This is a genomic window from Streptomyces sp. NPDC051217, from assembly GCF_044455465.1.
Lineage (GTDB): Bacteria > Actinomycetota > Actinomycetes > Streptomycetales > Streptomycetaceae > Streptomyces.
In genome coordinates this window covers 586,303-612,962 of sequence record NZ_JBITEV010000003.1, presented here as the reverse complement: position 1 = coordinate 612,962, position 26,660 = coordinate 586,303, and the positions used below count along the sequence as shown (strand labels likewise).

Below are 26,660 nucleotides of genomic sequence, written 5' to 3'. Positions count from 1 at the left end.
CGTTCGGGTCCCGGGGGGTCGCTTCAGGGTTGCCAGGGCACGCGGTGTTCCGTGAGGTGGGAGAGGACCGCGTGGTTCGCCTCCCAGCCATCGGGGCTGTGTCTGTTTGCCGCCTCCGGCGGCGTGCCGGACTCCGTCCGGCGTTCGGGTCCCGGGGGGTCGCTTCAGGGTTGCCAGGGCACGCGGTGTTCCGTGAGGTGGGAGAGGACCGCGTGGTTCGCCTCCCAGCCATCGGGGAACTTGATCGTGACGCCCAGCTGGACCGGCTCCGTGGACGGGTGCTCGTCGAGTAGTTCCGGGACGCCCGCGCGGCAGACCACGATGCAGGCGTGGCGGTGGCGGGAGGTGAGCACGCACAGGCGACCCGTCTCCAGATGGAACGCCGTCGCGTCCGGGCGGCCCGAGAGCGGGTGCAGGACGACCGTGACGTCGAACTCACGGCCCTGGAGACGGTTCGCCGTGTCCACGGCCACCCCCGTCACGCCCAGCTCCGCGAGCGCCGCGCGGATCGCCGCCGCCTGGTCGCGGTGCGCCGTGCCGACGGCGACGCGGTCGGCCGTCAGCGGCGCGGCTCCCGGGCCGCGCTCGCCCGCCGTCGCCCCGCCCCGGTCCAGCAGTCGGCGCACCACCAGCGCCACCGCCGACACCGCCTCGGGGTCCGTACGGGGCGTACGCCGCGCGGGCAGCTCCAGCAGGCCCCAGCCGGACGCCGCCGCCTCGTCCACCACCCGGTCCGGGCCCGACCCGTCGGAGGGGACCGCGAACGTGAGCCGCCGGTCCGCCGGGCCCGTACCGCTGCGGAACGGCGTGTACGGGTAAAACGCGTCCGACACCAGCGGCGCCGCCGACGCGGGCAGCCGCCAGGACACCGGGAGCCGGTGCTGCGGCAGTTCGGGGTTGTGCGCGAGAAGGGTGGAGACCGCGCTCGCCGACGGGTCGTACGACAGCCCCGCCCACTGGTCCGCGCCCACCACGCTGAACGGGTCCAACTGCCCCGGGTCGCCCACGAACAGCGCCCGTTCGAAGAGTCCCGCGACGGCGAGCAGCGCGTCCGAACGCATCTGGTACGCCTCGTCCACGATCGCGTGCCGCCACGGCTCGACGCCCTGCACATGCGCCCACTTGGCGGCCGTGGACACCACGACGTCCAGGCCCGCGAGATCGGCCGCCTTCGCCGACTTCCGCACGCACGGCAGCTCGTTGAGCGACGGGTCGTACGGATCCGGGTCGTTGCTGTGCAGGCGGCCCACGGGCAGGTCGGGCGCCTTCTCCGCGAGCCGCGAGACAAGATCGTCCACCTGCGCGTTGGTCTGCGCGACGACCATCAACGGCCGCCCCGCCGAGGCCAGTTCGAGCGCGGCACGCACCACGAGCGTCGACTTCCCGGCGCCGGGCGGCGAATCGACGACCACGCCCCTGTACGCGCCGTGCAGCGTGTCGTACAGGATCGCCTCGGTGGCCCGCGCGGCCTCGGCGCCGGGGTCGAAACCCGCCCGGTCGGATGCGGTTGTGGCGGTCACAGGAAGTCTTCCTCGGTCACCGGGTCGGGAAGGGGGAGCGGGAGTGACGGCGGGGGCGCGTCGTCGGCGGACGTACGGGATTCAGGAAGGTGTACGGCTCCGAGGACGGGACCGGCCGCGTCGGCGTCACCGGCAACGGGCCCCGCGGCGGGCGCGGCCCCGGCACCCTCCGCCCCCGGCGGTCCCCCGTGCGTCCACGGCGTCTCCTCCGTCGACGGCAGCTTCGGGCCACCGCGCTGGTCGTGTTCGAACAGGGTCCAGGCGATCCGCTCGCCCTTCTCCGGAACCGACCCCTCGGCGGGTTCCCTGCCACGGCCCATCCGGTCCGTCAGCCGCACCACCAGTACGCCGTGCCCGTCAGGCTCCCAGCCGACGAACTCGGCCGACTGCGGCTTGCCGTCCAGCGACCGGTAGACCTTCGTGCGCTCACCGAGCTGCGGGCGGTCCTCGGTGTACAGCGTGATCAGGGGGCGCGGGCTCGGCCGTTTGCTCTCGCTGTACGCCATCACCACGTCCGTCACCTCCCCGATGAACGCCTCGCCGGAGAGCCTGCGAGCGGCCAGCACCAGCGGGTCGTCCAGCGCCTCCTGCGCCTCCAACCGCGCCTGTGCCGTCTCCCGCGAGGCCAGCTTCTGCGCCGCCGTCACCGCGTCGTCGTGCCGGGGCTGCGGCGGTTCACCGGACCGCACCCGGTCGCGGTGGCCCGTGAACGACCAGCGGTCGCGCGTCCAGCGATCGGCCACCCGCGCCCCCTCCGGCAGCTCCCGCAACAGGTCCAGCCCCCGCCACACCGCGTCCCACGTCGGCCGCGCCTGGCTCGCCAGCAGCGCCCGGATCTCCCGCTCGGCCCTGGTCAGCCGGCCCAGCTGCTCGTCCGCGCCCGGACCGTCCTCGGCGGCCCCGAGCGACTGACGGGCCCGGTCGTACTCGTCGATCGCCGGCGCAAGCAGCCTGTTGTCGAACGCCGGGTCCGTGGCCGGGCCCGCGGGAGGGCAGAGCAACTGCCCACGGCGGTCCCGGTCCGTCTCCGCCCGGAGCGCGGCGTCCCGGCCCGATCCGCCGTCCGGCGGATCGATCCAGGCCAGCAGCGCGCCGAGATGCTGGTCCTCCAGGTTGGACTGCCCGGTCGCCCAGTGTCTGTTGAGCAGATCGGTCGCAGCCAGCAGCAGCGACGACCCCGGCACCCGCGCCCGCTCGCCGTAGTGCGTCAGCCAGCGGCCCAGCAGCGGCACGCGCGCGGGCGCCGGATACGGCGTGTCCGGGTCCTGCTCCGCCGTACGCCGGAACCGCATCGAACGACCGAGCAGCCGTACGAAGTCGATGCCCGGCCGGTTCGGCACGATCAACTGCGGCGCGTCCACGCAGAGATCGACCTCGACCTTGACGCGCTTGCCCGTCTCCGGGTCGGTCTCGTTGCGTTCGGCGGGCTCGACATCGTCCGCGTAGGCGTCCAGATACGGCAGCAGCACCTCCGCCAGGTCGGCGAGGAACGTGAACCGCAGATCGCGGTCGCGCGGCTGCGCCACGGTCAGCAGACGGGGCGACTCCCGGTCCGTACCGACGAGCGCGCCGAGCGGGGCACCGGCCTCTCCGGCCGTCGTGAGCGGGACGAAGACCAGCGGGCGCTCCGACAGCCGCCGGTGACGCACGGTGGTCAGCGGCTGCGCGCGCCCGGACTCCACCGCCTCCAGCCGGGCCAGGGTGTTGATCAGCGACATCCGGCGACCGCGCCTTCCGGGACGGACTCCAGGCTCTCCGGGACGGACTCCCGGCCCTCCGGGACCGACGCCAGCGCCTCGGCGCGGAGCGCGGCGGCCCTGCGCAGCGCCACGACCGTCGGGTCGTCGTCGGCGACCCCCGGCGCGCTCTCGCCGCGCGCCGCGCCCAGTACCGCCCCGACCGTCGTCAGGCCGCCCAACTCGCCCCGTACCCCCCGCCCCAGCGCCTCCACCGCGCCGGCCGAGCGGGCCTGGCCCCGGCAGTGGAAGGCCAGCTCGCACGCGGCCAGACACTCGGGCGCGTACGCCGCCGACACCGCGTCGACCGCCGCCGTCAGCTCCGCCGGCGAGCACCGCTCCAGATCGAAACTGGTGCCCTCGGGCAGGGACGCCGCGAGGTCCTCGATCCTGGCGAGTCGGGTCAGCTGCCGCCGCGTCACCGACAATTGCTTGCGTACGTCCACGACCGAGGCGGTCGGCAGGTTGGAGAAGTCCCTGGGACAGACCAGCAGCACCGAGTGGTCCACCCGGGCGCCCCTCACGCGCGCGGCGACCCGCTCCAGGGCCAGCACGTACACGGCGGCCTGCCGCGCGGCCGCGCCCACCTTCGACGGATCGGCCGAACTGTCGATCATCGGGAAGGACTTGATCTCCACGACGATCCACCGGCCGTCCGGACGCACCACCACGGCGTCCGGCTCCAGATAGGCGGGCGAGCCCGCCACCTCCAGCGCGAGCAGCGGGTGCACGAGCAGCGTCCACGCGGCGGACCCACCGGCCGCGCCGGTCGCCTCGCGCAGCGCCAGCGCCGTACGCGCGACGCGTCCCTCGGGACCGGCCGCCGTCAGGTCGGGGACGAGCACCTCACCGGGCACGGGCGGCCGCGTCCCCGCGCCCATCCGCTCGTGCAGCAGCCGCAGCAGCTCCGTACCGCCGTCGGCCTTGACGCGCGCCTCGAAGGCGTTGCCCCGCATGAAAGCGAACTGTGACTGCCCGAACGGAGCGGGGGAGCCGAGCGCCGCCGCGAGCGCGGTCTTGTCGACCCCGGCGCCGTCCAGCAGCGCCCGGCGTCCACAGCCGGGGTTGGCGGCGAGAGCGGCCAGCGCGCGGGCGTCCAGCGGATGCGGCGCGACGTCCGGTCCGCGCAGCTCAGCGAGCCGCTGCCGGAGCGTCGCCGGTCGCGGCTCCGGTACCGCCGGGGTTGCCGGTGCTGCTGTTGGTGCGGGTGCGCTGCCCGGGGATTCGCTCACCCGCGGAAGTCTCGCATCCGTCACTGACATTCGTGGACTTGACCGGGTCGACCGGGGAGTTCGCCGAGATCTTCGCGACCGCGACGGAACCGCCCTTCGACGAGAGCCGTTCGTCGGACGCCGCCACCCGCACCAGCCTGCCGACGAACGCGTACCGGCCGGTCGCGCGCGCCCACCCCCGGTCGGCGGCCCGCAGCACGGGCCCGGTCAGCATCGCGCCCGCCGCCATCACGGCGCCGCCGGCGACCGCGTCGAGGAAGTAGTGGTTCGCCGTCCCCATCACCACGATCACGGTGACCAGCGGATAGAGCGCGCCTATGAACCGCAGCAGCGGCGCCTTCCCGTGCCGCCACAGCAGAATCCCGCACCACAGCGCCCAGCCGACGTGCAGGCTGGGCATCGCGGCGTACTGGTTGGTCATCGCGCCGAGCCCGCGCGGCGCGCTCGCCTCGGTGCCCCACCAGCCGTACGAGCTGTATTGCGCCATCGTGTCGACGAAACCGTAACTGGCGTCGAGCAGCCGGGGCGGGCAGGTCGGCAGGAGGGTGAAACCGACCAGGCCGAGCAGGGTGGAGGCCATCAGCCAGGTGCGGGCCGCCCGGTAGTGCGCGGGGCGGCGCCGGAAGAGCCAGATCAGTACGGCGGGTGTGACGAGGTAGTGCAGCGAGGCGTACATGAAGTCGGCGGGTATCCCCAGGGCCGGGGTGTCCGTGAAGAGACGGTTGAGCGGATGTTCGGCGTTCAGGAAGAACGCCTTCTCTATTCGGAGGATCGCCAGACCGTGGTCGACCGCCGTCGACACGTCCCCACGCACCATGACCCGACCTGCCGAGTACGCCCCGTACAGCACCGCCAGCAGCAGCAGTTCGGCCCACCAGCGGGGCCGGTGGGCGGTGCGCGCATGGTCGGTCTGCCGCATCCGAACGCTCTCCCTCATGCTTTTACGCGGCCTTTCGCCGACGTTCAACCGTACGGTGTAGGCGATCGTGCGCGTGCGAGGGGTCCCCCCGCGAACCCTCGTGCGTCGACAGAAACGCCCCGCGACGTGATCGTCGGCTGATCAGGGGGACGCGGGGATCGTCCCGAAGGTTGCCCGGTGTTCAGGTGCGGGATGATGTGAGGGCACCTGTTGTGAACCTCAGGGAGAGTTTCCATGGCCTCGCGCATCCTCCTCGCCCGGCACGGTCAGACGGCGTGGTCGCTGTCCGGCAGGCACACCGGCAGGACGGATGTCCCTCTGCTCGACGAGGGCAGGCGCGGCGCGAAGCTGCTGGGGGAGCGGCTGCACCGAGAGCCGTGGTCGGGTCTGGCCGACGCGGAGATCCGCACCAGCCCGCTGCTGCGCGCGAGCGACACCTGCGAACTCGCCGGGTTCGCCGGACGGGCGCGGCCCTGGGACGCGTTGATGGAGTTCGACTACGGCGCGTACGAGGGCATGACCCCGGCGGAGATCCAGGGGGTGCGTCCGGGCTGGTTCATCTGGCGCGACGGGGTCCCCGACGGCGAGACCCTGGCCGAGGTCGCCGCCCGCGCCGACGAGGTCGTCGACTGGGCGCGCTCGGCCGACCGTGACGTGCTGGTCTTCGCGCACGGCCACATCCTGCGCGCGATCGGCGCGCGCTGGCTGGGGGAGGACCTGTCCTTCGCGTCCCGGATCCGGCTGGCGCCGACGTCGCTGTCCGTCCTGGACTGGGCGTACGGGGCGCCCGCGATCGACATCTGGAACGACACGGGGCATCTCGCGATTTGAACCCGCCGTCCCCCGCTCGCCGTCCGCCCGCGCGCCGGACCGGATTCGTCAGGCCCGGTGCGCCGTCGCCGCCGTCGACGCGTGGCGGTCCAGGAAGGCGCCGACCTCCGCCGTACGCCGTCTGGGCAGCAGCACCCGCACCATGCCCGCGAGCATGCCCTGGATACGGGACGACTGGACCTCGTCCATCAGGTCGAGCACCCGGTGCCCGGCGGCGGCGGCCTCGTCGAGGGAGCCCGAGCGCGCCAGGTCCACGGCCAACTCCGCCCGGTAGAGCGCGAGATTACGGGTGAAGTGCGGGTCCTGGAGGACCGTGGCCCGGTACGCGTGCCGGGTCGCCGCCGACCAGTCGCCCAGCGCCGCGCGGCACTGCGCCTCCAGCGCTTCCAGCTCGGGCTCGCCGAAGAACGACATCCACTCCGGATCACTGTCCGAGGGACCGCGCTCGAAGAGCGTGTGCGCCTGGCCGAGCGACTGCTCGCAGTCCGTACGGTCCCCGAGCCCGGCCCAGCCGCCCGCCTCGCGCAGCGCGAGGAGGGACAGCAGCCGCGGCGAGCCGAGGTCCCGGGCCGCGCGCCGGCCGGCCTGCGCCGCGCGTACCGCCTCGCGGTGCCTGCCCGCGTCCCTCGCCAGGAACGAGGTGTTGCAGAACGCGTGCGCCTCAACTCCCGGGTCATTGGCGACCCGTGCGGTCGCCAGCGCCTCCGCGTAATGCGAACGCGCGTCGTCGAAGCGGCCCGAGTCGTGCGCCAGCCACCCCACCGAGATCGCGAGTTCGCCCGCGCTCGCGTGCAGCCGGCCGGCCGTCGCGCCGCGCGTGGCGGTGCCCGCGTCGAGGAGCGCGTACGCCGTCCGCAGCGGCTGCGCCGCCCGCCGGTACAGCCCGTCGGCGCCGTGCCGGTCGTCCAGCAGCCGGATCCGGCGCACCGCCTCCTCCAGGGCGCTCACCTCGGCCTCACCCACCCGCCGGGGGCCGGGAACGGCGGCCGTGGGGGCGGCGCCGATGCCGAAAGAGGCGGCCGCCACCGAGGCCGTGCCGCCGGTCATGAATGCGCGACGCCGCACGTCGCTCTCCTCGCTGATGTCACCTGTGTCGCTGTACATCGGGGTCGGGTTGGGGAGGGCGACCTGCGCCGGAGCGGCGTCGGCCGTGGCTCTGGACGCCCGGCCGCGCACGCTCTCGCGCGCCGAGAAGCCCAGGTCGGCCAGGGTGAGGCCGGGGAACATGTGGAGGAAGACGCGCTCGTACGCGTAGTTGGGACAGCGGATCTCGCCGGCCTCCACCCTTCCGATATAGCGTGCGTCGCAAGCGACTTGTTCACCGATCTCCCGGGCGGCCCTGCGCACCGCCGCCGCGAACTCCCCCGGCGAGCGACGGCCGCGCAGCCGGCGGAAGGTGAGATTGGGAACTGCCCGGGTCGACACCATGGCCGAGACCTCCCTTGGAACACCTTGGTCCTGCGTGCCGGTCCACCTGCTGACCGGGTTTCCGGCGCTCCGGCGTCCAAGAACGTACCGGTTGTGACGAGTTGCCTACGCAGTGTTTGGCTACAAACCGGATATCTCACCCACGATCTGCCATGAACTGCCACCCTTTGCGGCGGACTGCCGCCGTAGCTGTTGACGCCGCGACGCGTTGAACCACGCGCAGACGCGCCACGTGTCCGCACTCGACGAGGAGGGTTCCCTTGTTGGAGTTGGAGGTCGGTATGAAGACCGGTGACAGCTCATGGACGACTGCTCAGCACACGCCCACCGCCGAGGCGAGCGAGTCGCCGCCCGGTGACACCGCCAAGGACCACGGCGGGCCCTGCGACCTGGTGACCGTGCCGGCCCGGCAGGGGCTGGAGGCCGTCGACATCCTGCGCCGCGGCGCGGGCGAGGCTCCTTCGGTGGGGCCCGTGCTCCTCGACGTCAACTGCGACAACCTCGGGTTCCTGGTGCCGCCCGGCACGGCGGCGTGCTGGGACCTGCCCGGCAGCGCGTGTACGGAGACGGCCGGCCGGGGGCTGCGTATCCCGGCCGAGCCGCCCGTCATCGGCGGCGCGTGGCTGCTGCCGCCGGACTCCGGGACCGGGGAGGTCACGGACCCGGCGGTGCTGCGCGAGGCCCTCGGCGAGGCGGCCCGGCTGATCGAGGCCGCGGACGGCCACCGCTAGGGCCTGTCGTTTGGGTCAGGCCGGGCTCGCGGGCCCTGGTGCCGCACCTCGCCGCGTTGTCGTCGGTCGGCATGGCTCCGCCATGCCTCCCCTCCTCCGCCTTGCGATCCACGGCGCCCACCGGGACATCAGCCGCTGCCGCGGCGGGCGCCCCCTGATCCAGCCTGATCCAAACGACAGACCCTAGCGAAGACGGGTGCGCGAGGGCCCGTGCGCGAGGCCCCTGCGCGAAGGCCGGTGACCGCCGCCGGGCGATAATGGACCGGTGGCGAAGAAACCGGCGGCGAAGAACAGGCGACGTGGACGAGGTGTCGCCGGAGCCGGGGCCGGAGCCGGGGCCGGACCGGGAGCTGGATCCGAGAGCGTCACCGAGCCGGTCGACGGCGGTCTCGCCGAGCTGGTGCCCGACCGCGAACGCTCCCGTGCCTGGACGCTGCTGATCGACGGCGCCCCGCAGTCACATGTCGATCTCGCCGACCCGGCGCATCTCTCCTTCTCCTATCAGCGCAGGCTCGGTCACTTCGCCGATCTCGTCGCGCCCACGGGCCGGCCGCTGCACGTCGCGCACCTCGGCGGTGGCGCCTTCACTCTCGCGCGTTACGTCGCGGCGACCCGCCCCCGCTCCACCCAGCGGATCGTGGAGCTCGACGCGCCGCTGATCCAACTCGTGCGCAGGGAACTCCCACTGGACCCGGGCGCCCGGATCCGGGTCCGCTCCACCGACGCGCGGGCCGGGCTCGCCAAGATGCCCGACGACTGGGCGGACCTGGTGATCACGGACGTCTTCGACGGAGCCCGCACCCCGGCGCATCTCACCAGCGCCGAATTCCTCGCCGACGTACGGCGCGTGCTCAGGTCCGGCGGCGGCTACGCGGCCAACCTCGCCGACGGGCCCCCGCTCGCGCATCTGCGGTCCCAGATCGCCACGGCCGCCACCGTCTTCCCGGAGCTGGCGCTCGCCGCCGACCCGGCGGTGCTGCGCGGCCGGCGCTTCGGCAACGCCGTACTCCTCGCGTCCGACCGGGAGTTGCCGGTCGCCGAGCTGACGCGCCGGGTCGCGGGTGACCCGCATCCGGGCCGGGTCGAACACGGGCGGTCCCTCACGGACTTCACCGGCGGCGCGGCGCCCGTCACCGACGCGAACGCCAGGCCCTCACCCGTACCCCCGGCCGGCTCCTTCGACTGAACGCCTCTGCGCCGTAGGGGACTTACCGCTCGTCGATCTGCACCCGGGGCGCCGAGTCGTGCCAGGTGCAGAAGACCGAGACCTCCCGGTCGTCCCGTGTGAACGTCACCCGGATCCAGAAGTCCTGCTTCCACACCTGCATCTGCCAGCCGGCCTCCGGCGTCGCCGAGACCAGTTCGGCCGAGTGGGGGCCGAGGTCGAAGACCACCCGCCCGCCGTCGACCGGATAGCTCTTCACATTGCCGTCCGCCGTGGGGTCCGGGCCCGGGTCCGAAGACCTGCTCGGCTCCTTCGGCTCCGCGGGCGGGGTCGCCGACGGCTTGTCGTCAGGCGTCTTCGAGGAGTCCGGGGCCCGGGAGGACGCCGCGGACGCCGGGGACGAGGGCGAGGGCGAGGGCGGCGGGCTCGGCGGGCGGTGCGTCGACGAGGACTGCGGCCGGGCGCGCTGCGTCGTCGCGTTCTCCCCGGTGATCGGCAGCGCCCGCGGCCGGTCGTACACCGTGCCCACCACGACGGTGTGCACGCCCCACCAGGACAGCGTGACCGCCGCCCCGGTCGCCAGCGTCCACGCCATGGCATGTACGAGTCCTCTGCGCACGGGGCCATACTGCACCACCCGCCCCGCGTCTGTCCTTCCGTCCGCGTTGCCGTCCGCTTTCCCGTCCGCGTTGCCGAACGACGGACCCGAGGCCGCCCGGATGGCGTACGGTGCCGCCCATGCCAAGTGTGCTCGTGGTCGAGGACGACCAGTTCGTGCGCTCCGCCCTCATCAGGCACTTGACCGAGGCCTCCCACACGGTACGGAGCGTCGGCACCGCCCTGGAGGCGCTGCGTGAGGTCGCCCACTTCCGGTTCGACGTGGTTATCCTCGACCTCGGGCTGCCCGATCTCGACGGGTCCGAGGCGCTGAAGATGCTGCGCGGGATCACCGACGTGCCGGTCATCATCGCCACGGCGCGGGACGACGAGGCGGAGATCGTACGGCTGTTGAACGACGGCGCCGACGACTACCTCACCAAACCCTTCTCGGTGGAGCATCTCTCCGCCCGGATGGCCGCCGTGCTGCGCCGCTCGCGCGCGACCGCCGCCGAGGACCCGCCCTCGCGCGTCATCCGTGTCGGCGGTCTCGCCATCGACCCGCTGCGCCGCCAGGCCGAACTCGACGGCGCGCGACTGGATCTGACTCGGCGTGAGTTCGACCTGCTCGCCTTCCTCGCGGGCCGGCCGGGGGTCGTGGTCGCGCGCAAGGAGCTGCTGGCCGAGGTGTGGCAGCAGTCGTACGGCGACGACCAGACCATCGACGTCCATCTCTCCTGGCTGCGGCGGAAGTTGGGGGAGACGGCGGCCCGGCCCCGCTATCTGCACACCCTGCGCGGCGTCGGCGTGAAGCTGGAGCCGCCGGCTCCTCGGGCGTCCGCGTCCGGCCCCGGCGCGTACGAGCCCTTGTCATGAGGTGGGCACTGGTCAGGGTCTCGCTGGCGGTGACCGCGATGGTCGTGCTCGCCTTCGCCGTACCGCTCGGGCTCGTCATCAAGGAGATGGCCAAGGACCGGGCCTTCTCCAACGCCGAACGGCAGGCCGCGACCCTCGGCCCCGTGCTCTCCATCGCCCAGGGCCGCGAACAGCTCGAATGGGCCGTCCAGTCCAGCCCCATCGGTGACACGGGACAGCTGGCCGTCCATGTGCCCGCCTCCGGCGAGCCGGGCAGCGTGCCCATGGAGATCGGCACCCGCCGGGCCGCGCAGAGAGACCTGCTCGCCACCGAGCGGCTCGGCAGGGCCTCCATCGCCGAGGTCAGCGGCGGCTCCGCGCTCCTCCAGCCGATCGCGATCTCCACCGGGAAGGTCGCCATCATCGAGGTGTTCGTCCCCGAGGACGAGGTCTCCAACGGTGTCGCCACCGCCTGGCTGGTGCTCGCGGGCGTGGGCGTCGCGCTGATCGTGGGCTCGGTCGCCGTCGCCGACCGGCTCGGCGTACGGATGGTCCAGCCCGCCCAGCGGCTTGCGGGCGCCGCCCACGAACTGGGGGAGGGCAGACTCGGCGCGCGGGTCCCGGAGAAGGGCCCGACGGAGCTGCGGTCGGCGGCGATCGCCTTCAACTCGATGGCCGACCAGGTGGTCCAACTCCTCGCCAACGAAAGGGAACTGGCCGCCGACCTCTCGCACCGGCTGCGCACACCGCTCACCGTGCTGCGCCTCAACGCCGCGTCGCTGGGGGAGGGTCCGGCGGCCGACCAGACGCGGGCGGCCGTCGCGCAGCTGGAACGCGAGGTCGACACCATCATCCGTACCGCCCGCAAGGCCAAGCCGCAGACCCGCGCGACGACGCCCGGCGTGGGCTGCGACGTCTCCGAGGTCATCCGCGAGCGTATGGACTTCTGGTCGGCCCTGGCGGAGGACGAGGGCCGGAAGGTACGGCTGGCCGGGGTCGGCCGCCCGGCCCGGATCCCGGTCGCGAGGCCCGAACTGGCCGCCGCGCTGGACGCGTTGCTCGGCAACGTCTTCCGGCACACCCCGGAGGGCACCGCCTTCGCGGTCGACGTCCACCACGCCGACGACGCGGTGATCGTCCTCGTCTCGGACGCGGGCCCGGGGATCGCGGACCCCGAGGCGGCTCTTGTACGGGGCAACAGCGGGGCGGGCGAGGGCTCGACGGGACTGGGGCTCGACATCGTGCGCCGGGTCGCCGAGTCGACCGGCGGAGACGTACGTATCGGGCGCTCCGTGCTCGGCGGCACGGAGGTACGGATCTGGATCGGACTCGGCGGACAGCGCGCCACGCGCTCCGCCGGGGAGAGCCGCGGACACCGGCTGCGGCGGCGGGCCAACCATTAATCCGCTCCCAATGGTTCCTTAAGGGAAGCTCAAGAACGCCAACGCCCGCCCGCTATAGGCGCCTTGTCCGAATCGGGGCGGCTAGCGTGCTGTCGCGAGACCGCACCAACCGCCACACGGCTGCCGTCCCCCACCGGTCGCCACCCCACCGCGTCCCGGCCGGCCACCAGGGCGTGTTTCAGAAGTAGCGTCGTTCCGCCCGCAGGGCGGGGCTCACGGCGTCTGGTGCGTGCGATCGCAAGGCGGAGGATCGCCCTCGTACTGGGCGTACTTGGGAGACTCCGACAACGCGGCGAGCGTGCGTGCCAGGCGTCGTGAGCCAGACGGGACTTCTGAAACACGCCCTGCCCCCCACCCGGCCGGGGCGCGCCCCGAGAACACCCCCTACGCCGACGGGTCGGGCAGCACGCCCGTCTCCGTCAGCCGCGCGTACCAGCGGGCGCTGGACTTCGGTGTACGGGACTGCGTCTCGTAGTCGACGTGCACCGCGCCGAACCGCTTCCCGTAGCCCCGCTCCCACTCGAAGTTGTCCAGCAGCGACCAGAGGAAGTAGCCGCGTACGTCCGCCCCCTCGGCCATCGCGCGGTGCGCCGCCGACAGGTGCCCGTGCAGGAACCGGATGCGGTCCGGGTCGTGCACCACGCCCTCCGCGTCCGGCCTGTCGTCGTACGCCGCGCCGTTCTCCGTGATCACCAGAGGCACCTCCGGCGCCTCGCGGGTGTAGCGCATCAGCACGTCGTACAGCCCCGTCGGATCGACCGACCAGCCCATCTCGGTGACCTCGCCCGGCGGCTGATGGAACGTCACGGACTCGGCGCCCGGCCAGGGGGACTTCTCGCCCGCGCCGTGCGCGTGCCCGTGGCTGTCGCGGCGTGACGCGTCCGCGCCGGTGCCCGTCGCGGCCGACACCAGGTGCGGCGTGTAGTAGTTGATGCCCAGCCAGTCCAGCGGCTGGTTGATCGTCGCCGTGTCGTCGGCCTTCACGAACGACCAGTCGGTGATCCGTGCGGTGTCCTTGAACAGGTCCTCGGGGTACGCGCCCGCCAGCATCGGCCCGGTGAAGATCCGGTTCGCCAGCGCGTCGATACGGCGCCGCGCGTCCAGGTCCTCCGGCGACTGCGAACGGGCCCGTATCGCCGCGGCGTTGTGGCAGACGGTCACCTGGGCGCGTCTGGGCAGCACGGTGCGCAGCGCCTGCGTGGCGAGACCGTGGCCGAGGTTGAGATGGTGCGCGGCCCGCAGAGCGAGCACCGGATCCGTACGGCCGGGTGCGTGCACACCGGAGGCGTACCCGAGAAACGCGCTGCACCAGGGCTCGTTGAGGGTCACCCAGCGGTCGACGCGGTCGCCGAGCGCGTCGCCGAGGATGCGCGCGTACTCCGCGAATCTGAACGCCGTCTCGCGCACCGGCCAGCCGCCCGCCGTCTCCAGATCGTGCGGCAGGTCCCAGTGGTAGAGGGTGAGGACGGGCCGGATGCCACGCTCCAGGAGGTCGTCGACGAGCTTGCGGTAGAAGTCGAGACCGCGCTGGACGGCCGGCCCGCGCCCGATGGGCTGGACGCGCGACCAGGAGACCGAGAAGCGGTACGCGTTCACACCGAGGTCCGCCATGAGGCGCACGTCCTCGGCCCGGCGGTGGATGTGGTCGGCGGCGGTGTCACCGGTGTCGCCGTTCTCGACCTTGCCGGGGGTGTGGCTGAAGGTGTCCCAGATCGACGGGGTACGGCCGATCTCCCGCGCGCCGCCCTCGATCTGATAGGCGGCGGTGGCGGTGCCCCATATGAAGTCGGACGGAAAACTGAGGGACATGGGTGCGCTCCGGGTCGAGGAGAAACGCGCGGTCAGCCCTTGACCGCACCAGTCATGATGCCACCGACAATATGCTTGCCGAAGATCACGAAGGCCAGCAGGAGCGGCAGCGTACCGAGGAGGGCACCTGCCATGATCACCGACTGGTCGGGAATGTAGCCGCGGCCGAGACCGGTGAGAGCCACTTGCACGGTGGGGTTGCCGTTCTGCGTGAGCGCGATGATCGGCCAGAAGAAATCGTTCCAGGCCATCACGAAGGTCAGCATCCCCAGCACGGCCATCGCCGGCCGCGCCGCCGGGAAGACGACGTGCCACACGACGCGCCAACTGCTCGCGCCGTCCACCCGCGCCGCCTCGATCAGCTCGGTCGGCAGCGCCTGGATCAGATACTGCCGCATGAAGAACACCCCGAACGCGCTGACCAGGGTGGGCAGGACGACGGCCTGGAGCCGGTCGGTCCAGGACAGCTCGGCGATCAGCATGTACAGCGGTACGACACCGAGCTGCGGCGGCACCATCATCGTGCCGATCACCAGCAGCAGAAGCAGGCTCTTGAACCGGAAGCGGAGCTTGGCGAAGGCGAAGCCCGCGAGCGTCGAGAACAGGACCGTCCCGGCGGCCACGGTGCCCGCCACCAGGACCGTGTTGACCAGGGCCGTACCCATGTTGGCGTCGGTCCAGGCGATTCGGAGATTACGGACGAGGTTGCCGCCGAACCAGAAGGGCGGAGGAGTCTGTGCCAGCCGGGTGGTGTTGCGTGACGCGGCGATCGCCGTCCACAGGAGCGGGAACAGCGAGCCGGCGGCGAACAGGGCCAGTACGGCGTACGTGATCCGCCCCGCGTGCCGGTGCTGCCCGGCGCCGCGTCGCGTCGTGGCGCTTCTGATCTTTGGCGTCATGAGCTCCTCCGCAGCCGGCGGGCGACGAGCCAGTTCACCGCGCCGATGAGCAGCAGGATCAGGAACATCGACCAGGCGATCGCCGACGCCCGGCCGAGATGCAGATTCACCCAGCCCTGCTCGTACAGATAGAGCCCCAGCGTCTGGAACTGGTGGTCGGAGCCGCCGGTCGCGCCCGCGCCGCCGTTGAACAGCAGCGGCTCGCCGAAGAGCTGGGTCGCGCCGATCGTCGAGACGACGCAGGTGAAGAGGATCGTGGGTCGCAGGGACGGGATCGTGACGTGCAGGAACTGCTGGCGTGGCGAGGCCCCGTCGAGCGCGGCCGACTCGTACAGCTCGTGCGGGATCGACTGCATCGCCGCCAGATAGATCAGCGCGTTGTAGCCCGTCCACCGCCACACGACGATGGTGGAGACGGCCAGTTGGGACGTCCACGTGCCGTTCTGCCAGTCGACCGCGTCGAACCCGGCCAGCCCCAGACCCCAGTTGATCATTCCGTGGTCCCGGCCGAAGAGCAGCACGAAGACCAGCGTGGCCGCCGCGACACTCGTCGCGTACGGCGTGAGGACGGCCACCCGGAAGAACATCGAGCCGCGCAGCCGGTAGTTGAGCAGATGCGCGATGCCGAGCGCGATCAGCAACTGCGGGACGGTCGAGAGCAGCCCGATGGTCACCGTGTTCTGGAGCGCGTTCCAGAAGAAGTCGTCGTGCAGCAGCCGCGAGAAGTTGCGCAGCCCGACCCACTCCATGTCGTCGGGCGCGGTGAGCTCGACCCGGTGCAGCGAGGCCCAGCCGGTGTAGAGCAGCGGAAAGAGCCCGAAGACGGCGAAGAAGAGGAAGAACGGGGCGACGAAGGCGTACGGGCTCCACCGCAGGTCCCCGCGGTGCCATCGCCGGCGCCGCTCCCGCTCGCGCTCGTCGCGCTCTTGCCTATCCCGGTCCCCGCCCTTGGCGCCGGGCGGCGCCGGATACGCCGCGGGGCCCTCCTCCCGCTCGGAGGGGACCGCCGTGGTCGCGTCACCCGCCACACCCGCCATGTCGCTCACCGGTCCAGCGCGTTGTCGATCGCCTTCACCGCCGCGTCCCAGCCCTGCTTGGACGACCGGCCCTTCTGGTCGACCTGGAGCATGCCGACGTCCGCGAGGTTCTGGGCGATGATCAGGTCCTTCGGGCCCACGATCTGGACCGGCACGCCCTGTGCCGCGGCGGCGAAGATCCGCCCCATGGGCGCGTTGCCGAAGTACGGGTGCCGCGCCTCGGAGACCGCCGGCAGGTCGTACGCGGCCCGCGCGCTCGGGAAGCTGCCGCGCCTCTCGAACAGCTTCGCCTGCTGCTCCGGCGCGGTCAGCCAGGCGACGAGCCGGGCGGCAGCCGCCGTGTTCTTCCCGGCCCTGGGCACGGTCAGGAACGAGCCGCCCCAGTTGCTCGGCCGGGGCGCCGTCGCCACGTCCCACTTGCCCTTGCCGGCGGCGCCCGCCTTGTCCTGGATGTAGCCGAGCATCCAGGCGGGGCAGGAGACGGTCGCGAAGGTCGCGTTGGCGAAGCCCTGGTCCCACGCGGGTGTGAATTGCTGGAGCTTGCCGGTCAGTCCCTCGCGGGCGAACTCGGCCGCGGTGTCCCAGGCCCGCCGTACGGCCGGGTTGGTCTTGTAGACGACCTTGCCGCCCGCCTCGTAGAACCGTTTCTCGTTCCCGCCGGTGATCGCCGCCATCACCCCCGACGCCGAGTCGACGAAGACCGTCCCCTCGGGCGCCTTCGCCTTGTACCGCTTCCCCGTCGCCAGATACTTCCGCCAGTCGCCCGCCCACAGCTTCCCGACGGCCGTACGGTCGGTGGGCAGCCCGGCCTCGGCGAAGAGGTCCCTGCGGTAGCAGATTCCCTGTGGCCCGATGTCCGTGCCGAGGCCGACGGTCCTCCCGTCGGCGGTGGTGGCCTGCGACCACTTCCAGGGCAGGAAGCTGTCCTTCCGTACGCCCTCGGTCCGGCCCAGGTCCATGAGCTTGGCCGCCTGGGTGGCGGTGATCTCGGCGATGTTGTTGACCTCGACGGCCTGGATGTCGGCGAGCCCGCTGCCGCTGCCGAGATGGGTGAGGAGCTGCGGGTAGTAGTTCTCGTTCCGCTCGATGGAGGTCTGCCTGATGACGACGTCCTTGTGGAGCTTCATGTACTCGTCGTACAGCCCGGCCTCCTGGAGACCGAAGGCACCGAAGACCCCCACGGTGAGCGCGGTCCCCCCACTCCCGCCGTCGACGTCACCGCTCGTGCCGCCCCCGCTCGTACCACCGCCGCCCGTAACTCCGGCGGACGACTCGGGCGGGTCCTCGGCACACCCGGCCGCCACCCCGGCCCCGAGCACGACGACGGCCACGAGACCCACCAGCCGGTGGGACGCACGGGAATGTGTGCGCATGACGTCCTTCCTCGACCGGGCATGGGAGCGCTCCCATGAGTGGGTCGAGCGTCCCCGCTCACCTGAGGGGTGTCAAGGGACAGGGCGGCGACACGACGAAGGGCCGGTCCGCTCGCGCGAACCGGCCCTTCATTCGTCAGGGTGAGTAACGGGACTTGAACCCGCGACATCCTGGACCACAACCAGGTGCTCTACCAGCTGAGCTATACCCACCACGCCCGGTCAATCCTGCACCCGACCGGCCGAGAAAAAGTGTACAGCCTCCGCGAGGGTGCTCGCGCCCGAGTTATGCCGGGGGCCAGGGGGCGTTCCCGTGGGTCAGAGCACGTGCTTCGCCGCGATCGCCTTCGCCGTGTCCGAGTCCGGGCCGGGCTGCGACACGAAGACCGCCTCGCGGTAGTAGCGCAGCTCCGCGATCGATTCGCGGATGTCCGCCAGCGCCCGGTGGTTGCCGCTCTTCTCCGGGCTGTTGAAGTAGGCGCGCGGGTACCAGCGGCGCGCCAGTTCCTTGACCGACGAGACATCGACGATCCGGTAGTGGAGGTAGCCCTCCAGCTCCGGCATGTCCCGCAGCAGGAAGCCCCGGTCGGTGCCGACCGTGTTGCCGCACAGCGGCGCCTTCCCGGGCTCCTTGACGTGCTCGCGTACGTACGCCAGCACCCGCTCCTCGGCGTCGGCCAGGGTGGTGCCGTCGGCCAGCTCGTCGAGCAGGCCCGAGGCGGTGTGCATCTGCCGCACCACCTCGGGCATGGTCTCCAGCGCCGCGTCCGGGGGACGCACGACGATGTCGACCCCTTCGCCGAGCACGTTCAGCTCCGAGTCGGTGACCAGGGCGGCCACCTCGATGAGTGCGTCGTCCGTCAGCGAGAGCCCGGTCATCTCGCAGTCGATCCACACCATTCGATCGTTCATGCGCCTTACCCTACGGTGCGCTCCGCTGACCGGGCAGGCTCGGGCGGCCCTGGCCGGAGGCGAAGGCCTCCGAGTAGGACTTGACCGGCTCCGGCACCGACGACGAGGCCGTCGGAGAACCGGACGGCGCGGACGCCGCCGCAGTCCGTCTCGCCCCCGGGGCGGCCTGGGGCGGTACGACCTGTTCCACCGGCGCCGGCGCGAGCTGCTCCCCGTGCGGACGGCGGGCCCGGTAGGCGGCCCGGTACGCGGCGGGGGACGAGCCCAGCTGACGCCGGAAGTGCCCGCGCAGCGCCACCGGCGAGCGGAAGCCGCAGCGGCCGGCGACCTCGTCCACCGAGTAGTCGGAGGTCTCCAGCAGCCGCTGCGCCTGAAGCACGCGCTGCGTGATCAGCCACTGCAACGGCGCGCTGCCGGTGAGCGAACGGAAACGGCGGTCGAACGTCCTGCGGCTCATATAGGCGCGGGCGGCCAGAGTCTCCACGTCGAACTGCTCGTGCAGATGCTCCAGCGCCCAGGCCACGACCTCGGCGAGCGGGTCGGAGCCGATTTCCTCTGGTAAAGACCTGTCCAGATAGCGCTCCTGACCGCCGCTGCGCCGCGGTGGAACGACGAGCCTGCGCGCCAGTGCCCCGGCGGCCTCCGTTCCGTGATCCGTACGCACTATGTGCAGACACAGATCTATTCCGGCCGCCGTGCCGGCGGAGGTGAGCACATCGCCGTCGTCGACGAACAGCTCTCGCGGATCCACATGGACGGACGGATACCGCTTGGCGAGCGTCGGCGCGTACATCCAGTGCGTGGTCGCCGGCCGGCCGTCCAGGAGGCCGGCCGCGGCGAGCACGAACGCGCCCGTGCACAGTCCGACGATCCGGGCGCCTTCCTCGTGCGCGCGGCGCAGTGCGTCGAGCGCCTCGGGCGGCGGCGGCGAGGTGATGGACCGCCACGCCGGGACGACCACCGTGCCCGCTCTGCCGATCGCCTCCAGGCCGTAGGGCGTGGTGAGTTCGAGCCCGCCGGTGGTGCGGAGCGGACCTTCCTCCCCACCGCACACGAGCAGCCGATATCGCGGAACCCCGGCATCCTGGCGGTCGATGCCGAACACGGAGAGCGGGATCGAGCTCTCGAAGATGGGCCCGCCGCTGAACAGCAGCACTGCGACAACTTCCCGGCGGCGGCGGCCGGAAAGCTTCCGTGCTGACTCCGGTGCGGCAATGGAGTCCTGGCTCATGGCGCTAAGCCCCCCTCGGTGTTCGCGTCTCCCCGTTCGTGTCGGGTCTTTCGCTCCTGCACGATTCCCCTCGGTTTTGCACGGGACCCCACTGTTCGCTACTCATGATCGAATCTACTGTGTCCCGTGGTGCCGGCGTGACAAGTTCTCCATCCGGCGCTATGTCGACAAGGCAACTTGGCGCGAAGCATTCGATCACGAAGCGTTCCACTCACACGGCTCACAGGGAAGTGCGCCTCGCGCGCATGGCCCGTCCCCGTAGGCACTTCGCGGCCGGAAAGGACCTCTCTGCCCTGGTGACAAGGGGGTTGGCAGGCCATTTCGCCAAGGATCGGTCGCAGGGGTGAAGTTGGCTGAAAACTTACGGGTGTGCGGGCCCGGACCCGTCAGTCACCCGGCGCGCTTCAGTCACGCGTATGCGCGCCCCGATGCGCCCCCTGGGGCCTGGTGTTACCCGCCGTACGTTGGGCACGGAGCGAGCGCTCCGAGCGGCGCAGCAGGAGCCGGCAGACCGCCGTCACGGCGAGCAGCCCGAGCGCGGGGACGGCGGCCCCGCCGACGGACGTCCCGAACACGACGAGCACCACCGGCACGAGTACACAGCTGAACGCGGCCCAGCGAACCACATCGCTCGCGGACTCGGCGGGAGCGGCCGGCGCGGTCTGGGGCCCCGAGGGGGAGGCGTGGTGGTGCGGTCGTACGGACACGTGGGCTCCCTGGTGACGGGGGTGGCTGTGGTGACTGGAGCGGCTGCGTCGACCACGGGGGGACCCATGATCAACGAGGCGTCCGGCCGTCCGGTCACTTAGCACCCCCCGGGTGGCCCGCCCCTCGTGTCCTTGTGTACGTGCCATCCGGCGTTGCGATCCCCGACGGGCTCGGGCATGCTCCCCTGATACGTCGCGTGTGCGGCGGCCACGCCTGGGCAGAAAAGGAGTGTCGCCGTACCCTTGCGGGTAAGGGGTTGGGAAGATGATTCCCAGACACAGCTCCGTTGCCCCGTCAATTGTTGCTCCTTCACACAAGGACCTTCCTCGCCGAGACATCGATGGCCGGTCACGAAATCCCCGAACCCGCTGACCGCGAGCAGTTGACCGACCACGCGTCGGACCTGCAAGCGGCGGAAGAGACACGCCACTCCTGCGACCCGGCCTTCCGGCACGGAGTGGTCGTCGGTTTCGACGGGTCGACGTCCAGCGAGCGCGCGCTCGCTTATGCCATCGGAATGGCCCGCAGACTCGGATCCGCCCTGATCATCGTGCATGTGGCCAACCGGCTGCCCACCACCGTGTGGGCGGGCTGTGAGCCGCCGGTCTTCGTGGACGTCCCGGACCATCGCACCGAGGTGCTCGGTCTCGAACTGGCCTGCGCGGACTACCTCACCGAGGTGCCGTGGATCCTCGTCGAGCGCGGCGGCGACATCTGCCACGAGCTTGAGGAGGTCGGCCAGGAGTACTCGGCCGACGCGATCGTCGTCGGCTCCACGCACGGCATCGTGGGACGCATCTTCGGCTCGGTGGCGGGCCGGCTGGCACGACGGGCCAGGCGGCCCGTCGTGGTCATTCCGTAGCCCCGCCATCATCCGTGGTGGCGGGGCTGACGCGCCGTCACGGCTACTCCACCGTCACGGACTTCGCCAGGTTGCGCGGCTTGTCGATGTCCCGGCCCAGCGCCAACGCGGTGTGGTAGGCGAGCAGTTGGAGCGGAATCCCCATCAGGATCGGGTCCAGCTCCGGCTCGTTCTTCGGGACCAGGATCGTATGGTCGGCCTTCGGCTGCTCCTGGTGCGCGACCGCGAGGATGCGGCCGCTGCGCGCCTTGATCTCCTCCATCGCCGCGCGGTTCTTCTCCAGCAGGTCGTCGTCCGGCACGATCGCCACGGTCGGCAGCGCCGGTTCGATGAGCGCGAGCGGTCCGTGCTTCAACTCGGAGGCCGGATACGCCTCGGCGTGGATGTACGAGATCTCCTTGAGCTTCAGGGAGGCCTCAAGTGCCACCGGATAGCCGCGTACCCGGCCGATGAACATCATCGACTTCGCGTCCGCGTACTCGTCCGCGACCTTCTTGATCTCCGCCTCGGACTCCAGGATCCGCGCGATCTGGGCGGGCAGGTCGCGCAGCCCCGTGATGATCCGCTTGCCGTCGGCGACCGAGAGGTCCCGGATCCGGCCCAGATGCAGCGCGAGCAGCGCGAAGGCCACCACCGTGTTGGTGAAGCACTTCGTGGAGACGACACAGACCTCCGGGCCCGCGTGCACGTACACGCCGCCGTCGGTCTCGCGGGCGATCGCCGAGCCGACGACGTTGACGACGCCGAGCACCCGGGCGCCCTTGCGCTTGAGTTCCTGCACGGCGGCCAGGACGTCGTACGTCTCGCCCGACTGCGACACGGCGATGTAGAGCGTGTCGGGGTCCACGACGGGATTGCGGTAACGGAACTCGGACGCGGGCTCCGCGTCCGCCGGGATCCGGGCCAGCGACTCGATGAGCCCGGCGCCGATGAGGCCCGCGTGGTACGAGGTGCCGCAGCCGAGGATCTTGATGCGCCGCACCCCCCGGGCCTCGCGCGCGTCCAGATTCAGGCCGCCCAGATGCACGGTCGAGAACCGGTCGTCGATCCGGCCGCGCAGCACCCGGTCCACGGCGTCGGCCTGCTCGGAGATCTCCTTGTGCATGTACGTGTCGTGGCCGCCCATGTCGTACGACTCGGCCTCCCACTCCACGGTGGTCGGCGTGGCCGAGGTGCGCGAGCCCTCGGTGGTGTACGTACGGAAGTCGTCGGCCTTGATGGTGGCCATCTCGCCGTCGTCGAGGGTGACGACCTGGCGGGTGTGGGAGACCAGCGCGGCGACGTCGGACGCGACGAACATCTCCTTCTCGCCGATGCCGAGGACGACGGGCGAGCCGTTGCGGGCGACGACGATACGGTCCGCGAAGTCGGCGTGCAGGACGGCGATGCCGTACGTGCCCTCGATCAGCTTCAGCGACTGGCGGACCTTCTCCTCCAGCGTCTCGGCCTGCGAGCGCGCGATGAGATGGGTCAGGACCTCGGTGTCGGTCTCGGAGAGGAAGACGGCACCGTCGGCCTCCAGCTTCACGCGCAGTTCGGTGGCGTTGTCGATGATGCCGTTGTGGACGACGGCGACCTTGTTCTCCGGGTCGAGGTGCGGATGCGCGTTGTGGTCGCTCGGGGCGCCGTGGGTGGCCCAGCGGGTGTGCGCGATGCCGGTGGTGCCGGCGAAGCGCTTGGGGACGCGGGACTCCAGCTCACGGACGCGGCCCTTGGCCTTGACCATCTTCAGCGCCGCGGACTTGCCGGCGGCCGCCTTGCCGGTGATGACCAGGCCCGCGGAGTCGTAGCCCCGGTACTCCAGCCGCTGCAGGCCCTCCAGCAGCAGTGGAGCGACGTCACGCCGTCCGATGTAACCGACGATTCCGCACATATCAGTCTCTGCCTCTCCGCCAATGTTCAGTGGTGTGCCCGGCCGCCGTCCGTGGACGGTTGGCCATAAGCTCCGCGGCTCACCGCGGCTCAGCCGTAGACGATCCGCCGGAGCTGTCTGAGGGACAGCTCAGGCGGCGCCACCGAGCGGTGCGGCAGCTCCGCCGCGATCCGCTCGAAGATCTCCGGGTTCGCGGCGCCGCCGGCCTGGAGCTCGCGGTGTCTGCGCCGGACGAACTCCTCGGCGGTCTCGTCGAAGTACGCCAGGACGTCCAGGATCACCCGGGCCGCCTCGCCGCGCGGGAGCGCGGTGCTGCGGACCAGATGGTCGACGAGGTCGTCGTGGGACGAGGGTGAACGGCGTTCGAGCACCCGTAGATACTGCGGGTGCTTGGCGGCTCTTTGCAAGAATCCTGCCCGAATCCGGGCAGGAGTATCCATGATCTCTGTCGTGGCGCTGTTCAGAGGCGCTTCAGTACGGCCTGCTTGGCGGTCGTGAACTCCTCCTCCGTGAGGATCCCGGCCTGGTGCAGCTCGCCCAGCTCACGCAGCCTGCGCAGCAGCGCGTCATGATCGTCGCCGCTCGCGGCCGGCTGCGGGGGCACGTCGGCGCCGTCGGCGGTCTTGGTGAGGTCGGGGACCGCGGCGGGCGCCGCGTTCGGGTGCGGCATCCGGGCGACCACGGCGGCGGCGACCAGCGCCATCAGCGGGTCCTTCCGGAAGCCGTACAGCTCCACGGAGAGCGGGTCGTACTTGGGCGCCGGGGAATTGCCCTTGCCGACCACGAAGCGCAGGAAGCCGTTCTCCATCCCGGCGCTCGGCCGCCACTCGACGCTGTCCACATCGCGGATCGCGAGGGTGGTCATCCCCCGCGAGGACTTGGACTCCTCCGTCTTCCAGTTCCACTCCAGCCGGATCTGCTCCCCGTCGAAGGTCACGGTCCCGTCCCCGGCGCCCATCGTGATCGGCAGGGAGGGGCCGGGCAGCAGATAGCGGTCGGTCGGCCCCGACTCGACCTCGTCCAGCAGCAGGGCGTTGCGCACCTCGTCGACGACGTACTCGGCGACGCCCGTGCGGTCGCTCTCCACGGTCAGCTGGTACGGGTCCGAGCCGTCGTCCAGCTTGCCCCCGGCGACCCTCGTCAGCGGGTCGGCGCCCTCGCGCAGCCGTAGCCTGAGCCGCCCCGACTTACGGCCCTGTTCGAAAGTGATGCCCGCCAACGCCCTTAGCGGCACGGCGATTTCGCCGAGCGACTTGCGCAGCAGACTCACGCGCTTGTCGCTGCCGGGCACGATGCGCACCGTGTCGCCGTCGAAGGTCCAAGTGCCGTCCCTCTGGATGATTTCCGCCATGAGGCCGATTGTTCCATCGAGGCGCCGAAGAATGGTCTACACCTTGACCACGGATGGGACACGGGGGTCCGATGGGGAGGTTCGGTCGCTCCACACCACAGTTGAACTCCGTCGAAGGGGCAAGTCTGTGAGACAGCACGGAACATCCCCCACCTTCCCCCGACTTCCGTCCCGCCGGTCCGCGTCCACCCGGCCTTCGTCCGCGCGCCGCCTCGGCCCGCTGCTCGTCGGCGTCGCCCTGTTCTCGTGCGTGGCCGCGTCAGGGGCCGTCGCGGCTCCCGAGCGCACGGGAACGGCGGCCGGATCCGCGTCCGCGTCCGCCTCCGGCTCCGGTTCCGGCTCCACGGTCAGGCCGCTCGGCGACGTCGTCCCGGCGCCCGCCTCGGTGCGGCCGGGCGGCTCGCCGTACTCCATCACCTCCTCGACCCGGATCCGGGTCGAGGAGGACTCCTACGAGGCACGGCGCGTCGGCACCTATCTGGCGGGGCTGCTGCGGCCCTCCACCGGCTACGACCTGCGGATCACCGACGACGACCGGGGCCGCGACGACCATCGGGGCCGCGACCACGATCACGGCCGTGGTGACGACGGGATCCGGCTGAAGCTGACGTCCGGCGACCGGGACCGGGCGCTCGGCGACGAGGGCTACCGTCTGGAGTCGGACCGTGACGGGGTCACCCTCACCGCCCGCAAGCCCGCCGGGCTCTTCCACGGCGTCCAGACGCTGCGCCAGCTCCTGCCGGCCTCGGTGGAGCGTGACAGCCGGCAGCGCGGTCCCTGGAAGGTCGCCGGCGGCACCATCACCGACAAGCCGCGCTACGCCTACCGCGGCGCGATGCTCGACGTCTCACGGCACTTCTTCACCGTCGACCAGGTCAAGCTCTACATCGACCAGTTGGCCCTCTACAAGATCAACACCCTGCATCTGCACCTCTCCGACGACCAGGGCTGGCGCATCGCGATCGACTCCTGGCCGCGGCTCGCCACGTACGGCGGCTCGACCCAGGTCGGCGGCGGCCCCGGCGGGTACTACACCAAGGCCCAGTACCGCGAGCTGGTGCGTTACGCCTCCTCGCGCCATCTCGAAGTCGTCCCGGAGATCGACATGCCGGGCCACACGAACGCGGCGCTCGCCTCGTACGCCGAGCTGAACTGCGACGGCGTCGCGCCGCCGCTCTACACCGGCACGTCCGTCGGCTTCAGCTCGCTGTGCGCGACGAAGGAGATCACGTACGACTTCGTGGACGACGTGGTGCGCGAGCTGGCCGCCCTGACGCCCGGCAGATATCTGCACATCGGCGGCGACGAGGCGCACTCCACCAGCCATGAGGACTATGTGGAGTTCATGCGGCGGACGCAGGCGGTCGTGGCCAAGTACGGGAAGACTGTGGTGGGTTGGCACCAGCTGACCGGCGCCGAGCAGGTGAAGGGCGCGGTCGCGCAGTACTGGGGCTACGACGCCACGGGCGCCGCCGAGCGCGCCCAGGTCGCCGAGGCGACGAAGGCCGGCACGAAGCTGATCCTGTCGCCGGCCGACCGGGTCTATCTCGACATGAAGTACGACCGGAACACCGACCTGGGCCAGTCCTGGGCCGGTCTGGTGGAGGTGGACCGCTCGTACGACTGGGACCCGGCGGCCTATCTCGCCGACGCGGGGGTCGCCCCGGGCGCGGTGCTGGGCATCGAGGCGCCGCTCTGGTCGGAGACCCTGTCGACCAGCGACAACATCGAGAGGATGGCCTTCCCGAGGCTGCCCGGTGTCGCGGAGATCGGCTGGTCCCCGCAGTCGGCGCGGGACTGGGACACGTACAAGGTACGGCTGGCGGCGCAGGGGCCGCGGATGACGGCGCTGGGGATCGACTACTACCCCTCGCCGGTGGTGCCGTGGCCCGCCGGATGACCGCGCGGTGAGCCGAGGGCACTGACGAGGAGGCGGGCGCCCGTGGGGGGCCGGGGGCGCCCGCCGGTCTCGTCACCCTCGGTGGGGTCCGCGCATGTCTGTGAACATCCCTCTCGCGCCGCGCGTCGAGAGGCTCGGATCCCTCGCTGGGGCGGGTGGCGGCGAAGGGGGCGCGGACGGGCTCCAACTGGAGGGCGGGGCTGTCCGGTTGGGGGCGTTGCGCGCGCCGGCCGGGATGGGTGGTTCGGGGCGGCCGGTTGAGTACGGATACTCACGCCGGTGCCGTCG

At 71.7% G+C, this 26,660-nt stretch carries 23 protein-coding genes and 1 tRNA gene; 7 read left to right on the top strand and 17 right to left on the bottom strand.

The window, feature by feature from the left end; translation table 11 throughout:
* Positions 1 to 164: 164 nt before the first annotated feature.
* Genes ACIBBB_RS10860 through ACIBBB_RS10845 form a run of 4 tightly spaced genes read right to left on the bottom strand, consistent with a single transcriptional unit; the run spans position 165 to position 5,407 of the window.
* Positions 165 to 1,520, bottom strand: a complete 1,356-nt coding sequence (locus ACIBBB_RS10860; RefSeq protein ID WP_398980664.1) for an AAA domain-containing protein — start codon at positions 1,518 to 1,520, stop codon at positions 165 to 167.
* The gene (locus ACIBBB_RS10855) at positions 1,517 to 3,238 is read right to left on the bottom strand and encodes a hypothetical protein (RefSeq protein WP_398980663.1); all 1,722 of its coding nucleotides are present in this window, start codon (positions 3,236 to 3,238) and stop codon (positions 1,517 to 1,519) included. The genes ACIBBB_RS10860 and ACIBBB_RS10855 overlap by 4 nt, the downstream gene beginning before the upstream one ends.
* A complete protein-coding gene (locus ACIBBB_RS10850; RefSeq protein ID WP_398980662.1) occupies positions 3,229 to 4,488 on the bottom strand; it encodes a hypothetical protein in 1,260 nt (419 codons plus the stop codon). The genes ACIBBB_RS10855 and ACIBBB_RS10850 overlap by 10 nt, the downstream gene beginning before the upstream one ends.
* Entirely contained in the window at positions 4,388 to 5,407 is a 1,020-nt protein-coding gene (locus tag ACIBBB_RS10845) for a phosphatase PAP2 family protein (protein WP_398980661.1), read from the bottom strand. The genes ACIBBB_RS10850 and ACIBBB_RS10845 overlap by 101 nt, the downstream gene beginning before the upstream one ends.
* Positions 5,408 to 5,641: 234 nt before the next feature.
* On the opposite strand from ACIBBB_RS10845, the gene ACIBBB_RS10840 reads away from it, so the two are divergent.
* Positions 5,642 to 6,238 (top strand): histidine phosphatase family protein, encoded by a 597-nt coding sequence (locus ACIBBB_RS10840; RefSeq protein ID WP_398980660.1) that lies wholly within the window; start codon positions 5,642 to 5,644, stop codon positions 6,236 to 6,238.
* A gap of 48 nt (positions 6,239 to 6,286) precedes the next feature.
* Here ACIBBB_RS10840 and ACIBBB_RS10835 read toward each other — a convergent pair whose 3' ends face one another.
* Complete coding sequence (locus ACIBBB_RS10835) at positions 6,287 to 7,666, bottom strand: tetratricopeptide repeat protein (RefSeq protein WP_398980659.1); 1,380 nt, start codon at positions 7,664 to 7,666, stop codon at positions 6,287 to 6,289.
* 281 nt (positions 7,667 to 7,947) lie between these two features.
* Here ACIBBB_RS10835 and ACIBBB_RS10830 point away from each other — a divergent pair, with 281 nt between their 5' ends.
* Both ACIBBB_RS10830 and ACIBBB_RS10825 read left to right on the top strand, forming a co-directional pair.
* Positions 7,948 to 8,397 carry a hypothetical protein gene (locus ACIBBB_RS10830; protein ID WP_398980788.1) on the top strand — a complete coding sequence of 150 codons (450 nt, stop codon included), beginning with the start codon at positions 7,948 to 7,950 and terminating at the stop codon, positions 8,395 to 8,397.
* A gap of 265 nt (positions 8,398 to 8,662) precedes the next feature.
* Complete coding sequence (locus tag ACIBBB_RS10825; protein WP_398980658.1) at positions 8,663 to 9,583, top strand: spermidine synthase; 921 nt, start codon at positions 8,663 to 8,665, stop codon at positions 9,581 to 9,583.
* A gap of 22 nt (positions 9,584 to 9,605) precedes the next feature.
* On the opposite strand, the gene ACIBBB_RS10820 is transcribed toward ACIBBB_RS10825, so the two are convergent.
* The gene (locus ACIBBB_RS10820; RefSeq protein WP_398980657.1) at positions 9,606 to 10,157 is read right to left on the bottom strand and encodes a hypothetical protein; all 552 of its coding nucleotides are present in this window, start codon (positions 10,155 to 10,157) and stop codon (positions 9,606 to 9,608) included.
* 143 nt (positions 10,158 to 10,300) lie between these two features.
* On the opposite strand from ACIBBB_RS10820, the gene ACIBBB_RS10815 reads away from it, so the two are divergent.
* Together ACIBBB_RS10815 and ACIBBB_RS10810 are read left to right on the top strand one after the other, a co-directional pair.
* A complete protein-coding gene (locus ACIBBB_RS10815) occupies positions 10,301 to 11,035 on the top strand; it encodes a response regulator transcription factor (protein ID WP_398980656.1) in 735 nt (244 codons plus the stop codon).
* Entirely contained in the window at positions 11,032 to 12,417 is a 1,386-nt protein-coding gene (locus ACIBBB_RS10810; protein ID WP_398980655.1) for a sensor histidine kinase, read from the top strand. The genes ACIBBB_RS10815 and ACIBBB_RS10810 overlap by 4 nt, the downstream gene beginning before the upstream one ends.
* Positions 12,418 to 12,801: 384 nt before the next feature.
* On the opposite strand, the gene ACIBBB_RS10805 is transcribed toward ACIBBB_RS10810, so the two are convergent.
* The 8 genes from ACIBBB_RS10805 to ACIBBB_RS10770 form a co-directional block, all read right to left on the bottom strand.
* Positions 12,802 to 14,226, bottom strand: a complete 1,425-nt coding sequence (locus ACIBBB_RS10805; RefSeq protein WP_398980654.1) for a glycoside hydrolase family 1 protein — start codon at positions 14,224 to 14,226, stop codon at positions 12,802 to 12,804.
* Positions 14,227 to 14,258: 32 nt separating this feature from the next.
* On the bottom strand, positions 14,259 to 15,125 hold the full coding sequence (locus tag ACIBBB_RS10800) for a carbohydrate ABC transporter permease (protein WP_398980652.1): 867 nt from the start codon (positions 15,123 to 15,125) through the stop codon (positions 14,259 to 14,261).
* On the bottom strand, positions 15,122 to 16,162 hold the full coding sequence (locus tag ACIBBB_RS10795; RefSeq protein WP_398980787.1) for a carbohydrate ABC transporter permease: 1,041 nt from the start codon (positions 16,160 to 16,162) through the stop codon (positions 15,122 to 15,124). The genes ACIBBB_RS10800 and ACIBBB_RS10795 overlap by 4 nt, the downstream gene beginning before the upstream one ends.
* Positions 16,163 to 16,167: 5 nt before the next feature.
* Entirely contained in the window at positions 16,168 to 17,535 is a 1,368-nt protein-coding gene (locus ACIBBB_RS10790; RefSeq protein ID WP_398980651.1) for an extracellular solute-binding protein, read from the bottom strand.
* A gap of 140 nt (positions 17,536 to 17,675) precedes the next feature.
* A tRNA-His gene (locus ACIBBB_RS10785) sits at positions 17,676 to 17,748 on the bottom strand.
* A 105-nt stretch (positions 17,749 to 17,853) separates the two neighbouring features.
* Entirely contained in the window at positions 17,854 to 18,447 is a 594-nt protein-coding gene (gene orn / locus ACIBBB_RS10780; protein ID WP_398980650.1) for an oligoribonuclease, read from the bottom strand.
* 10 nt (positions 18,448 to 18,457) lie between these two features.
* Positions 18,458 to 19,678, bottom strand: a complete 1,221-nt coding sequence (locus ACIBBB_RS10775) for a GlxA family transcriptional regulator (protein ID WP_398980649.1) — start codon at positions 19,676 to 19,678, stop codon at positions 18,458 to 18,460.
* Between the two features lie 404 nt (positions 19,679 to 20,082).
* Positions 20,083 to 20,385 (bottom strand): hypothetical protein, encoded by a 303-nt coding sequence (locus ACIBBB_RS10770; protein WP_398980648.1) that lies wholly within the window; start codon positions 20,383 to 20,385, stop codon positions 20,083 to 20,085.
* A gap of 341 nt (positions 20,386 to 20,726) precedes the next feature.
* Here ACIBBB_RS10770 and ACIBBB_RS10765 point away from each other — a divergent pair, with 341 nt between their 5' ends.
* Positions 20,727 to 21,248 carry a universal stress protein gene (locus ACIBBB_RS10765; RefSeq protein WP_398980786.1) on the top strand — a complete coding sequence of 174 codons (522 nt, stop codon included), beginning with the start codon at positions 20,727 to 20,729 and terminating at the stop codon, positions 21,246 to 21,248.
* A 43-nt stretch (positions 21,249 to 21,291) separates the two neighbouring features.
* Here the strand turns inward: ACIBBB_RS10765 and glmS are convergent, their stop codons facing one another.
* The 3 genes from glmS to ACIBBB_RS10750 all read right to left on the bottom strand — a co-directional run bounded on the left by glmS (position 21,292) and on the right by ACIBBB_RS10750 (position 24,472).
* On the bottom strand, positions 21,292 to 23,121 hold the full coding sequence (gene glmS, locus ACIBBB_RS10760; protein WP_398980647.1) for a glutamine--fructose-6-phosphate transaminase (isomerizing): 1,830 nt from the start codon (positions 23,119 to 23,121) through the stop codon (positions 21,292 to 21,294).
* Positions 23,122 to 23,210: 89 nt separating this feature from the next.
* Positions 23,211 to 23,492, bottom strand: coding sequence for a hypothetical protein (locus tag ACIBBB_RS10755; protein WP_398980785.1), 282 nt, complete (start codon positions 23,490 to 23,492; stop codon positions 23,211 to 23,213).
* Positions 23,493 to 23,581: 89 nt separating this feature from the next.
* Entirely contained in the window at positions 23,582 to 24,472 is an 891-nt protein-coding gene (locus tag ACIBBB_RS10750; RefSeq protein ID WP_398980646.1) for a DUF4429 domain-containing protein, read from the bottom strand.
* A gap of 127 nt (positions 24,473 to 24,599) precedes the next feature.
* Here ACIBBB_RS10750 and ACIBBB_RS10745 point away from each other — a divergent pair, with 127 nt between their 5' ends.
* Positions 24,600 to 26,372: a beta-N-acetylhexosaminidase gene (locus tag ACIBBB_RS10745; protein ID WP_398980645.1), complete on the top strand. Its 1,773-nt coding sequence runs from the start codon at positions 24,600 to 24,602 to the stop codon at positions 26,370 to 26,372.
* Positions 26,373 to 26,660: the final 288 nt, after the last annotated feature.